8 protein-coding genes are annotated in these 12,712 nt (G+C 60.3%); 6 read left to right on the top strand and 2 right to left on the bottom strand.

All coding sequences use genetic code 11. From position 1 onward, the window contains the following. Window positions 1-49: 49 nt before the first annotated feature. From K3G63_RS19690 to K3G63_RS19670, 5 genes are read left to right on the top strand one after another with little or no spacing between them, the layout of a single operon-like run. Window positions 50-832: a hypothetical protein gene (locus K3G63_RS19690; protein ID WP_220615848.1), complete on the top strand. Its 783-nt coding sequence runs from the start codon at window positions 50-52 to the stop codon at window positions 830-832. A gap of 56 nt (window positions 833-888) precedes the next feature. Further along, window positions 889-3,651: a TonB-dependent receptor gene (locus K3G63_RS19685; protein ID WP_220615847.1), complete on the top strand. Its 2,763-nt coding sequence runs from the start codon at window positions 889-891 to the stop codon at window positions 3,649-3,651. Between the two features lie 18 nt (window positions 3,652-3,669). Further along, on the top strand, window positions 3,670-4,863 hold the full coding sequence (locus tag K3G63_RS19680) for a DUF4249 domain-containing protein (RefSeq protein ID WP_220615846.1): 1,194 nt from the start codon (window positions 3,670-3,672) through the stop codon (window positions 4,861-4,863). Between the two features lie 20 nt (window positions 4,864-4,883). Further along, complete coding sequence (locus tag K3G63_RS19675; RefSeq protein WP_220615845.1) at window positions 4,884-6,029, top strand: DUF4249 domain-containing protein; 1,146 nt, start codon at window positions 4,884-4,886, stop codon at window positions 6,027-6,029. A 41-nt stretch (window positions 6,030-6,070) separates the two neighbouring features. After that, a complete protein-coding gene (locus tag K3G63_RS19670) occupies window positions 6,071-8,494 on the top strand; it encodes a hypothetical protein (RefSeq protein ID WP_220615844.1) in 2,424 nt (807 codons plus the stop codon). 304 nt (window positions 8,495-8,798) lie between these two features. Here the strand turns inward: K3G63_RS19670 and K3G63_RS19665 are convergent, their stop codons facing one another. Then, window positions 8,799-8,957 carry a hypothetical protein gene (locus tag K3G63_RS19665; protein WP_220615843.1) on the bottom strand — a complete coding sequence of 53 codons (159 nt, stop codon included), beginning with the start codon at window positions 8,955-8,957 and terminating at the stop codon, window positions 8,799-8,801. Between the two features lie 329 nt (window positions 8,958-9,286). On the opposite strand from K3G63_RS19665, the gene polA reads away from it, so the two are divergent. Next, window positions 9,287-12,178 (top strand): DNA polymerase I, encoded by a 2,892-nt coding sequence (gene polA, locus K3G63_RS19660; RefSeq protein WP_220616049.1) that lies wholly within the window; start codon window positions 9,287-9,289, stop codon window positions 12,176-12,178. A 79-nt stretch (window positions 12,179-12,257) separates the two neighbouring features. Here polA and K3G63_RS19655 read toward each other — a convergent pair whose 3' ends face one another. Beyond that, a complete protein-coding gene (locus K3G63_RS19655; RefSeq protein WP_220615842.1) occupies window positions 12,258-12,635 on the bottom strand; it encodes a hypothetical protein in 378 nt (125 codons plus the stop codon). Window positions 12,636-12,712: the final 77 nt, after the last annotated feature.

Below are 12,712 nucleotides of genomic sequence, written 5' to 3'. Positions count from 1 at the left end.
AACCAGGCTGTCTGTTGGTTACCGCTCTGTATCCTTCTCCTTTCCAGCTATGCAAACGCTCCGGGTTTTAGCCGGCTCAGCCGCAGTAGGCGTATGCCTTGGCCACTACGCGCACGCCCAGGTGGCCGCCCCTGACTCTGCCTTCCTGGCTACGGCCCGTACGCTGGCCGAGCAGCGCTACACGGCTGCTATCCGGGACCAATCGAAGCTCTACAACGGTAGTGAGTATTTTAACTACACGCGCTACTACCAGGAAGTTACGGGCGACCAGTTCTTTATTTCCGCGCAGGAGGCTCCCAATGGCACCGTCGATTATGATGGCCAGGTGTACACGGCCGTGCCGCTGCTCTACGATATTCGGCTGGATCAAGTAGTAGTTAAGCAGCCTACCAGCTCTTTTTATCTCCAGCTGATCAGTGAGCGAGTGCGGCAGTTCTCGCTACACGGCCACACGTTTGTTCGGCTTGTCCGGGACAGCACCGTGAGCCAAGATGTTCGGCCGGGGTTCTACGACCTTCTCCTGGATCAGAGCGGCGTTCGGGTGCTGGCCCGCCGGACCAAAAAAATGCAAACGCAGCCTAGTCAAGGCATCACCAGAGCCGAATTCTACCCCTATACCTACTATTTTATTGAGCTAAACAACGCGTACCACTCCGTTAAAAGCAAGGGTTCGGTTATTTCCTTGTTTCCGGCTCAGCGCAAGGCACTGCAACAGTTTGCCCGCGACCGTAGGCTGGCTTTTACCAAGGAAACGCGCGAGGCCGATATCCTCCAGCTGGTCAGCTACTACGCCGGCCTACCCGGGGCGAATTCACCGGGCGCAGCCCGCTAGGGCCTTGCTTTCTCCCTGTTATCTTATCCTGCGGCTGTTTCGCACGAAAGCCCCCTATGAAACATCTCTTCTCCTTTCTTTTTCTGGGCTGGGTACTGGGCATGGCTACTCCCACCCGCGGGCAACAGCCGGAGCCGCAGCGCGTGAGCGTTTCTTTGCAGCAAGCCCACTTCGCTGAGCTGGTTCGGGAAATAGAAGCCCAGGTCCCCTACCGGTTTTTCTTTAACCCGGCCGCTGTAGACAGTGTGGTAGTAACGGTGCGGGCCCAGCAGCAACCCCTGCCGGAGGTGCTCCGCCAAGCCCTCCAAAACACGCCCCTGCGCTTCGCCATAGATGCGCAGAACCGCATTTATGTTACGCGCGGCGTTACCATCCAGACCGAGCTGCCGGATAGCTTCTTCCAACCCGAACCCGCCAACGCGCTGGCTTCCTCCCCCGACCCGGCGGACCCTGTTCCGGCCACCAGCCGGGCCGGCAGCACGTCGGCCTTCAAGCTCTACGAAATCGGGACGGGCTCGGCCACGGGTAAGGCTACCCTGGCGGGCCACGTACGTGAGGCCAAAACCGGCGAGCCAGTGGTGGGAGCTACCGTGTACGTGGAGGCGCTTAACGCGGGGACTAGCACCGACCAGTTCGGGTTCTTCTCGCTTACGCTGCCGGTAGGACGACACGAGGTCAAAATTCGCGGCATTGGCTTTAAAAACACCCGCCGCCAGGTGCTGCTGCGCGGGGATGGTAAGCTAGATATTGAAACGGAAGAAGACATTACCACTCTGCGGGAGGTAGTCATTGAAGCCGAGAAGGACCGCAATGTGGCCAGCCTGCAGATGGGCGTGGAACGGCTTGATGTGAAGACCATGCGCCAGGTACCCACGGCCTTCGGCGAGACGGACGTGTTGCGGGTGGTGCTCACGCTGCCGGGCGTGAAGTCAGTCGGCGAGGGCAACACGGGCCTGAACGTGCGCGGCGGAGCTACCGACCAGAACCTGATCCTATTCAACGACGCTACTATCTACAATCCCTCCCACCTGTTTGGCTTCTTCTCGGCATTTAACCCCGACGTTATCAAGTCGGTAGAGCTGTATAAAAGCGCCATTCCGGCCAAATATGGGGGGCGCCTGTCGTCGGTGCTGGACATTACCACCCGCGACGGCAACAAGAAGAAATTCTCCGGCTCGGGGGGCATTGGCCCGCTCACCAGTCGCCTTACCCTGGAAGGTCCCTTGGTGAAGGATAAAAGCTCCTTTCTGGTGGGGGGCCGCAGCAGCTACTCCGACTGGATTCTGCACCTGCTGCCCAATGAAAGCTTCCGGCAAAGCTCGGCCTCGTTCTACGACGTCAGTGCCCACCTCAGCCACGAGTTCAACGAGAAAAACACCGTTTACGCCACGGGCTACCTCAGCACCGACAAGTTCCGCCTAGCCAGCGACACGGCCTACAAGTACCTGAACCAGAATGCCAGCCTGAAGTGGCGGCACACTTTCAACAACAAGTTGTACGGTGTACTCACCGGCGCCCTGAGCCGCTACCAGTACGACATCACCAGCCAGCGTGATGCGTCTGTCGCCTCGGAGCTAACCTATCAAATCAAGCAGTATAACGCCCAGGCCGATTTTTCCTACCTGCCCAATGCCAAGCACACGGTGGATTTTGGCGTTAGCTCCGTGCTCTACCACGTGTCGCCGGGCGGCCTGACGCCGGTAGGAAGCGAGTCGCTGATCAAGACCGATGTACTGCCCCGGGAGCAGGGCCTGGAAAGTGCGCTCTACCTTTCCGACCGGATTGATGTTTCGCCGCGCCTGTCGGTAGCAGTGGGGCTGCGCTACTCGCTCTACAACGCGCTGGGTCCGCGGGAAGTGTACCGCTACGTGCCGGGCCAGTCGAAAACCCTCAACACCCTCACCGATACCGTTGCCTACGGGCCGGGCCGGGTGCTGGCCACCTACCACGGCCCCGAGTATCGTTTCTCGGCCCGCTACTCGCTTACGGCCGTTTCCTCGGTGAAGGCCAGCTTTAACCGCACCCGTCAGTACATTCACATGCTGTCGAACACCACGGCCATGTCGCCGACCGACATCTGGAAGCTCAGCGACGCGAACGTGCGCCCCCAGGTAGGCGACCAGTACTCGGTAGGGTACTATCACAACTTCCGCGCTAACACAATCGAAGCCTCCGTGGAAACCTACTACAAGTCGACCAAGGACTTTGTGGACTACAAAGGCGGGGCTACCCTTATCCTGAACCGACACATTGAAACCGACATTGTGAATGCTGTGGGCAAGGCTTACGGGGTAGAAGTGATGCTACGCAAGCTGACGGGCAAAATTAACGGGTGGGTCAGCTACACCTACTCCCGCTCTCTGGTGCAAGTAAACCAGGGCACGCCAGCCGATCAGGTAAACGGAGGCGAGTACTACCCCAGCAACTTCGACAAGCCCCACGATTTCACGCTTATCGGCAACTACCGCTTTAGCCGCCGCATCAGCTCCTCGCTGAACTTCACCTACAGCACGGGCCGGCCCATTACGCTGCCCCTGGCCAAATACTACATGGGCAGCGCGACCCGGGTGTACTACTCGGAGCGTAACGCCTACCGCGTGCCGGATTACTACCGCGCCGACTTTGCCCTCAACCTGGAAGGCAACCACAAGGTGAAGAAGCTGGCCCACGGCTCCTGGACGTTTGGGGTATACAACCTCACGGGCCGCAAGAACCCCTACTCCGTGTATTTTAAATCAGTGGGTGGGCAGATTCGGGGCTACCAGCTCTCCATCTTCGGCCAGCCCATTCCAACCGTTACCTACAACTTCAAGTTCTAGCCACCACCATTAGCTACTATGCGCACCCTGTGGATTCTAATGCAACGCTGGCTGATTGGCATTCTGCTGCTCCTCGGGGTAAACAGCTGCGTGGAGCCATACGCGCCTGAGGTGACAACAGCAGCCAACAACTATTTAGTAGTCAGTGGCTTTATCAATGGCAACGGCAGCACAGCCATTCGCCTCTCGCGCAGTGTTCAGCTGGCGGCGCCGGCTACCTTCCCGGCCGAAGCCCGGGCTATTGTCACGGTTGAGAGTTTGCGCGGCCAACGCTACCCCTTGCCGGAAACCGACACGGCGGGTCTTTACCGGTCGGTGAGGCGGCTGGCCTTGCCCCCCAACGAGCAGTACCGGCTGCACATCCGCACGGCGGGCGGGCGCGAGTACGCCTCCGACTACACCCTGCTTAAGCACACGCCCGCCCTCGACCGGTTCGAGGGCCAGATCCAGGCCAACGGGCTGCAGATTTACGTCAGTGCCCACGACGAGCAGGCCCAGACCCGCTACTACCGCTGGGAGTACGAAGAAACCTGGGCCTTTACCTCGGCCCATTGGAGCCGCTGGCGCTTTTCAAAAGGCACCCCGCAACGGCGGACGTATTTCCCCCGCAAGGAAGACATTTATCACTGCTGGCGCACGGAGCCTTCTACCACTGTTATTACCACTAGCACGGTTCGGTTGAGCCAGGATGCAGTGCGCGACTACCGGCTGCTGTTCATTCCCGCCTTCTCGGGCCGGCTGCAGTCGCTCTACAGCCTGCGCGTGCGCCAGTACGCCCTCTCGGCCGAGGAGTTCGACTACTGGGAAGCCGTCAAGAAAAACACGGAAAACATCGGCACCCTCTTCGACCCGCTGCCCAGCCAGGTGCAGGGCAACGTGCACTCGCTCACTGACCCTGACGAGCCCGTGCTTGGCTTCGTCGGGGCCACCACCGAGGTCAGCCAGCGCCTGTTCATCAACCGCCACAGCCTGCCCCCCGACTGGCACTCCCGCAACGAAGGCTACGAAACCTGCACGGAAACGTCGTCCATTACCCACGACAGCATCCGCGGCCTGAATATGTACGAAGAGTTTGCCGATACCACTTACCGGGTCCCTATCAACGAAATACGCACCCGTACTGGCGACATCATTGGCTTCAGCTATCAGTCGACGGCTTGCGTGGATTGTCGCCTGCGCGGCACCAATAAAAAGCCCAGCTTCTGGCCGTAATCTTCTTTTCCTACTGGTGTATGCGTCGCCTTCTATTTCCTCTTTCCGGGTATCTGGTGCTACTCTTGGCCGTAGGGAGCTGCGTGCAGGAATACTTGCCCGAGGTGATTAACTCCACCGAGAGCTACCTGGTTGTCGACGGCTTTATCAACGGCCAGGGCGTTAGCACCATCCGGTTGTCCAAAACCGTACACCTGACCACCCAAAACGGCTTTCCGTCGGAAACGAAAGCTACGGTTGCTATCCAGAGCCAGAGTGGGCAGCGCTACCCGCTCACTGAAAACGAGCCGGGGGTGTACGTCACTGCTTCCCAGCAGCTACCCGCCAACGAGCAGTACCGGCTGCACATCCGCACGGCGGGCGGGCGCGAGTACGCCTCCGACTACACCCTGCTCAAGCACACGCCCGCCCTCGACCGGTTCGAGGGCCAGATCCAGGCCAACGGGCTGCAGATTTACGTCAGTGCCCACGATGAGCAGGCCCAGACCCGCTACTACCGCTGGGAGTACGAAGAAACCTGGGCCTTTACTTCCGCCTTTCGCAGCACCCTAACCTTTGATGGCCAGCGAGTAGTGCCGCGCACCGAGAACATTTACAACTGTTGGCGGACGCAAAATTCCATGGCTATCAACACCTTCAGTACGGTTCGGTTGAGCCAGGATGCGGTGCGCGACTACCGGCTGCTGTTCATTCCCGCCTCCTCGGGCCGGCTGCAGTCGCTCTACAGCCTGCGCGTGCGCCAGTACGCCCTCTCGGCCGAGGAGTTCGACTACTGGGAAGCCGTCAAGAAAAACACGGAAAACATCGGCACCCTCTTCGACCCGCTGCCCAGCCAGGTGCAGGGCAACGTGCACTCGCTCACCGACCCTGACGAGCCCGTGCTTGGCTTTGTCGGGGCCACCACCGAGGTTAGCCAGCGCCTGTTCATCAACCGCCACAGCCTGCCCCCCGACTGGCACTCCCGCAACGAAGGCTACGAATCGTGCACGGAACTGGACACCTTTCCCAGTCAGACGTGGCGGGGCTGGACGTTACAAGAGTACTTCGCCGATCCTCAGCAGCGCATTCCGGTGGGCCGGGTAGGCCCCAGGTACACCGCCCAGAGTCCGCAATGCGTGGACTGCCGCGTTCTGGGCACCAACGTTAAGCCCAGCTTCTGGCCCTAGGGCTCCCCCCTTTCGTTTGTTGCTCTTCCTGCCGCGTTTCTATGCTACTCTCACCAATTGTTCGCTTTGCTTTCGCTTTTCTCCGCGCTACGGGATGGCTCTGGCTTGGCCTAGCTAGCTCCGGGGTAGCCCGGGCACAAACCGACTCACTGACAAGCGTACCGCAGCAATTTACCCGCTACCAGCAGCAGACGCTCCAGGAAAAGCTGTTTCTGCACCTGGACCGGCCCGTGTACCTTAGTGGGGAGGTGATGTGGTTTAAGGTGTACGCCACCGATGGCACCTATTCTAAACCACTTTCCCTGAGCACGGTAGCCTACGTGGAGGTGCTGGATAAAAACCGGCGGGCTGTGCTACAGGGCAAGATTCCGCTGAAGAACGCCACCGGCCGCGGCTCGTTTCAACTGGCGTCTTCGCTGCCTTCGGGTAGCTACACGGTGCGGGCTTACACCAACTGGATGAAGAATTTCAGTCCGGATTTCTACTTTCACAGTTCGGTCACCATCGTCAATACCGCCCGCGCCTCCGGGGTGGTTTCTACCCTGGATACTGCTTCCTACGACGTACAGTTTTTTCCCGAGGGGGGCAATCTGGTCCAGGGCATCAGCAGCAAAGTGGCCTTTAAGGTTACGGACCGAGCAGGCCGGAGCGTACCGGTGGAGGGCACTGTGCTAAACGCCCAGGGCCAGCCACTTACCACCTTCAAAACCCTGCGGTTTGGGCTAGGCTCGTTCTGGTTTACTCCTTCTACCGCCGCCGCCTACACCGCCCGCCTGAAACTGCCCACTGGGCGCGTGGTATCCCACCTGCTCCCGGCGGCTCACCCGGCGGGCTACGTGATGCGGCTGGAGGCCCCCCGCCCGGCCCAGCTGAACGTGGTGGTGCAAGCCCCTGGCCACGGTACCGAGCCGGTGCTGCTGCTGGTTCACGCCCGGCAACGCCTGTTGGTAGCCACGAGCCGGACTTTGGTAAACGGGCGGGCCGAGTTTGCCCTCGATCCGCAAACCCTGGCCGAAGGAATTTCTCACTTCACCGTCTTCAATAGCCGCCGCCAGCCCGTGTGCGAACGGCTGTATTTCCGGCGCCCCGCCCAGCCCTTGCGCCTGAGTGCCCAGACCGACCGCCCTACCTACCCTACCCGTACCAAAGTGAGCGTACGCATAGCGACGGGCGCAACGGAGCAACCCTCCCCCGCCAGCCTGTCGGTGGCCGTTTACCGCCTCGATTCGCTTTCGGCCACGCCCAGCCCTAGCATTAGCAGCTACCTGTGGCTAACTTCCGACCTGCGGGGCACCGTAGAAAACCCGGACTACTACCTGACTAGCACCGAGGCCGAGGTAGCCGCCGCCACCGATAACCTCATGCTCACCCACGGCTGGCGACGGTTTCGGTGGGAAGATGTGCTGCGCCCACAGCTCCCAGCGTTTGCTTACCTGCCCGAACTCAACGGCCACCTGATACAGGGTCAGATTACCCACCGCACAACCAACCAGCCCGCCGCCGACGTCACAGCCTACCTGACTTGCCCTGGCCGCTTGGCCCGGCTAAGCAATTCCATTAGCGGGCCCACGGGGAACATTCAGTTTGAAACCACCGACTTCTACGGGCCGCGCGAAATCATAGTGCAAACCAATCCGCGGCAGGACAGCACCTACCGGGTGGATATATTCTCGCCCTACTCGGCGGTTTTTGCTACCGGCCTTGCCGCTCCTGTCTTCGCGCCGTATGCCCGGTTCCGGGACGACTTCACCCAGCGCCACGTGCAGACTCAGGTGCACAACACGTATTTCCGCAACTACAACAACGTGTTTGCCCCGCCTCCCGTCGATAGCCTGGCCTTTTACGGCCAGCCCGATGAGCGTTACCGGCTCGACGATTATACCCGCTTTAAGACAGTAGAAGAAGTACTGCGCGAGTATGTGCCCGGGGTGAAGGTGCGCCTGAAGAAAGACGGCTTTCATTTCACGGTGCTCGACAATCCCAACCGTTCCATCTTTACCGATCCGCCCCTGGTGCTGGTAGATGGGGTTCCGGTCTTTAATACCAACCACGCGATGGCCCTGGACCCCCTCACTATCCAGAAGCTGGAAGTGCTGGACCGCCGGTATTTCCAGGGCCGGACTATGTACAGCGGTATTGTGAGCTTTACTACCTACAAAGGCAACCTAGGAGGCCTGCCCTTAGATGCGCGGGCCCTAGTGCAAGAGTACGAGGGGCTGCAGGTACCGCGCGAGTTCTACGCGCCCCGCTACGATACTCCGCAGGCTCAGCAGAGCCGCCTACCCGACCTGCGCAACCTCTTGTACTGGAACCCCAGCGTAACCACTACGGGCAGCGCCCCACAGCAACTGGAGTTCTACACCGGCGACCAGGCTGGCCGCTACGTAGTAGTAGTTCAAGGATTATCGAACACTGGTTTGGCAGGTAGCACCAGCTGTACGTTCGAGGTGAAACAGCCGTTGTAGGGTAGCGCCTACCGCAACGGCTTCTCGCGTGCCGGGGGCAAGCAGGAAAAAACCGCTCCGGCGGGGTGGTTTAGGAAGTACAGATGGAGGGCTGCTAGCGCCGCACCTGTATCTGCTGGTGCCGCCATCGGAGCCGGGCGCCCGAACCGGATAGCCGTAGGGCGAGGCAGTGGAAACGCGGTGGGCACTGGTCAGCGGCGTTTCGACCCAGTTCCAGGCAGCGTTGCCGCTGTAGGCCTGGCCCCGGGAGTTTGCTTCATGCGCATTCAACACCATGCCCTCGTTGGGATACACCAAAAAGCTGCTACCTGGGGCCCAGGGGTAGGGAGCGGTTGTTGCGGAAAAAGCCGTCGAGCACGGGGCTGGCCGTTAGGCCCAGTTGGTGTCGGTAGGTGGTCGTTAAGTCAGGGACCGGGGTAGGCGCCTGGGCCAGGGCAGGACTGGCCCCAGCAGGGCAGCCCAAAGCAGGGTACGCATGAGGATGGAAGGAAATAGAATAACGGCCAGTAGAAGCCCGGCCAAACGAGAAAACACGGGAATACGGCGGGCAGCAGCCCGTATGACGGTGCAAGGTAGCCGTGCTGCTTTGACGCTACCTGACCACCACCCCCGGTTATGTAACTAAAATTCTTGCTGCAAGCAGGACGCTGCTGCCCCAACCGACAAAATCCGGCCGCTGAGGCCTAGCGGGTTGCCCGCTTGCCCGCGCCGGAGGGCCGGTGTGGCCCGCCGGCGCATAACCTTGCAGAAACTTCCAACCTCTACCCCGCCGCCTTGCGTACCTTCGCAGATATGACCGACGCTCCTGCTTCCCAGCCCCACAAGCTCTTTCTGCTCGACGCTTTTGCCCTGATTTACCGCGCCCACTTTGCCTTCAGCAAAAACCCGCGCGTCAATTCCAAGGGCCTTAATACCGGCGCTATCCTCGGCTTCACGAACACGCTGGTGGAAGTGCTGCAGAAGGAAAAGCCGACTCACATCGGGGTGGCTTTCGATGCCCAGAAAAAGACGTTCCGCCACGAGCAGTTTGCCGAATACAAGGCCCAGCGCCAGGCTATGCCCGAGGACATCGGGCTGGCCATTCCTTACATCAAGCGCATCATTCAGGCCTTCAACATCCCTATTCTGATGGTGGATGGCTTCGAGGCCGACGACGTAATTGGCACCCTGGCCCAGCGCGCCGAAAAGCAGGGGTTCGGGGAGGTGTTCATGATGACGCCCGACAAAGACTACTGCCAGCTCGTGACGGACTGCATCAAGATTTACCGGCCCGCCTTCATGGGCAACGCCGCCGAGGTGCTGGACGTGCAGCACGTGCTGGAGCGCTTCGAGATTGAGCGCGTGGAGCAGGTAATCGACATTCTGGGCCTGCAGGGCGACGCCTCCGACAACATTCCGGGCATTCCGGGCATCGGGGAGAAAACGGCCAAGAAGCTGGTGCAGGAGTTCGGCTCCGTCGAAAACCTGATTGCCAACGTGGATAAGCTCAAGGGCAAGCAGCAGGAAAACGTGCGCAATTTCGCCGAGCAAGGCTTGCTGAGCAAGGAGCTGGCCACTATCCACCTCGACGTACCCATTGAGTTTCACGAGGAAAACCTGCGCCTGGAACAGCCCAACGTAGAGCAATTGCAGCAGCTGTTCGAGGAGTTGGAGTTCCGGCAGCTGGCAGCTCGGGTGTTGGGTGGAAGTAGTGCGGCAGGCGCTCCGGTAGCCGACCGCACCAACCCACGGGCCGGCTCGCGCCGCCCCCGTGTGGCCGAGGGGCAGGGCAGCCTGTTCGCGTCCTCGGCCGATGCGGCCGTGGGCATGGCCGCCGAAGAAGGCGAAACCGGCTCCTTCGGGGCACCCGCCGGTCCGCGCCTGACCCTGCAGGACGTACCCCACCAGTACCACCTCATCGACACGCCCGAGCTGCGCCAGAGTCTGCTCAAGTTTCTGCTCCAGCAAACCGAAGTCAGCTTCGATACCGAAACCACCGGCCTCGACACCATGACGGCCCGCTTGGTGGGCCTCTCCTTCTGCTGGCTGCCCGGCGAGGCCTACTACGTACCCGTGCCCCACGACGACCAGGCTGCGGCCCAGGCCCTGGTGGATGAGTTCCGCCCCTTCTTTGATGCCGAGCACATTGTGAAAGTGGGCCAGAACATCAAGTACGACCTCACCATTCTGCGCCACTACGGGGTGCGGATGCGCGGCCGCCTCTTCGATACCATGCTGGCCCACTACCTGTTGGAGCCCGACATGCGCCACAACATGGATGTGCTGGCCGAAACCTACCTGCACTACACGCCCGTGAGCATTCTGGAGCTGATCGGCCCGAAAGGCAAAAACCAGAAAACCATGGCCGACCTCCCCCCCGCCGAGGTGTCGGACTATGCCTGTGAGGATGCCGACGTGACTCTGCAGCTCAAGCACGTATTCGAGCCCATGCTCAGGGAAGTAGGCCTGCTCGACTTGCTGAACGAGGTAGAAAACCCGCTGGTGCCGGTGCTGGCCGACATCGAGTACGAGGGCGTGAAGATTGACTCCTCGGCTATGGGCGAATACTCGGCCGAGTTGCAAGGCTACATTCAGGACATCGAGAAGCAGATCTTCTCAGAGGCCGGGCAGGAGTTCAACATTGGCTCGCCGAAGCAGTTGGGCGAAGTCCTGTTCGATAAAATGGGCCTGGGCGGCGGTAAAATCAAGAAAACCAAAACCGGCCAGTACGCCACCGGCGAGGAAATCCTAAGCCAGCTGGCCGCCGACGCCCCCATTGCCGGCCTGATTCTGGAGCACCGCCAGCTTACCAAGCTGCGCTCTACCTACGTAGAGGCCCTACCCCAGCTGGTCTGTGAGGCTGATGGCCGGGTGCACACTAGCTTCAACCAGGCCGTAACGGCCACCGGCCGCCTCAGCTCCACTAACCCCAACCTCCAGAACATTCCTATCCGCACCGAGAAAGGCCGGGAAATCCGCAAGGCCTTCGTGCCGCGCGACGAGCAGCACGTGCTACTAGCGGCCGACTACTCGCAGGTGGAGCTGCGCATCATGGCCGACTTCTCGGGCGACGAGACGATGATTGAGGCCTTCCGCCAGGGCCTCGACATTCATACCAGCACGGCCAGCAAAGTATTCCGTGTGCCTCTGGATCAGGTCGACAGTGAGATGCGTCGCAAGGCCAAAACCGTCAATTTCGGTATCATCTACGGCATTTCGGCCTTTGGCCTGGCCCAGCGCATCGGCATTTCGCGCAAAGAAGCCACCGACATCATCGATACCTACTTCGAGGAGTTTTCGTCGGTGAAGAAGTTCATGGACGACAGCATCAACCGGGCCCGGGAGCTGGAGTACGCCACTACCCTGCTGGGCCGCCGCCGCTACCTCCGCGACATCAACTCGCGCAACGCTACCCTGCGCGGCTACACCGAGCGCAACGCCATCAACGCGCCCATCCAAGGCACTGCCGCCGACATCATCAAGAAGGCCATGATCAACATCCACGAGTGGCTGATTCAGGAGAAGCTCGGCACCAAGATGATTCTGCAGGTGCACGACGAACTGGTGTTTGATGCGGTGCAGGAAGAGGTGGAATTCATCACGCCCAAAATCAAGGAGCTGATGGCTACCGCCCTGCTCCTACCCCACGGCGTGCCCCTGGAAGTAGAGGTAGGCACCGGCCGCAACTGGCTGCAGGCCCACTAAGCACACTCTCTTTAACTGCAAAAAGCCCCGCTCCGACTGATTAAACAGACCGGAGCGGGGCTTTTTGCAGGGCCCAGGCTTACTGCCGAACAAACCGGTACGTGTACGTCATGATTGAATCCCGGGCCTGAATTTCGGGTGTTTCCAGCAGCATGGTGGTAGCATTGAGCTCCCGGATATGCAACGGGCCGGTTACGGCTCCGGTGTAGGGAAACTGCACATTTCCCTGATGGTTTATGGCCAACTTGGTGTCTTGGTCCAGCAGTTGCCAGGTGCCCCATTCTACGAGGGCAGGCTGGGGCGTTGTGCAGAGCGTGCCGCTTTTATCCCATTGCAGCTTGCTGGTCGCCTCGAAGCGGTACACATCATCCGCCTCGCATTCCCTTCCGGTTATGAACTCCAGCTGGATGGGCGTTCCATTGGCTGCGGCCCGCGTGTTGTACGTGTAGTTGGTCATTCGCCAGCCACCCGCTGAAAGCCACGTTTCGCGTTGGCTAAGCACGGTTTCTTTTTTATTGCAGGCACTTAGGCCGA

Source organism: Hymenobacter sp. HSC-4F20, from assembly GCF_019599275.1.
In the GTDB taxonomy this organism is placed as follows: domain Bacteria; phylum Bacteroidota; class Bacteroidia; order Cytophagales; family Hymenobacteraceae; genus Hymenobacter.
The sequence above is the reverse complement of the archived record's forward strand: the minus strand, read 5'-3'. Positions and strand labels throughout refer to the sequence as shown.

Coding starts and splice junctions, on each gene's coding strand:
- K3G63_RS19690 (WP_220615848.1), top strand. CDS start 50: ATGCAAACGCTCCGGGTTTTAGCCGGCTCAGCCGCAGTAGGCGTATGC.
- K3G63_RS19685 (WP_220615847.1), top strand. CDS start 889: ATGAAACATCTCTTCTCCTTTCTTTTTCTGGGCTGGGTACTGGGCATG.
- K3G63_RS19680 (WP_220615846.1), top strand. CDS start 3,670: ATGCGCACCCTGTGGATTCTAATGCAACGCTGGCTGATTGGCATTCTG.
- K3G63_RS19675 (WP_220615845.1), top strand. CDS start 4,884: ATGCGTCGCCTTCTATTTCCTCTTTCCGGGTATCTGGTGCTACTCTTG.
- K3G63_RS19670 (WP_220615844.1), top strand. CDS start 6,071: ATGCTACTCTCACCAATTGTTCGCTTTGCTTTCGCTTTTCTCCGCGCT.
- polA (WP_220616049.1), top strand. CDS start 9,287: ATGACCGACGCTCCTGCTTCCCAGCCCCACAAGCTCTTTCTGCTCGAC.
- K3G63_RS19655 (WP_220615842.1), bottom strand. CDS start 12,635: ATGACCAACTACACGTACAACACGCGGGCCGCAGCCAATGGAACGCCC.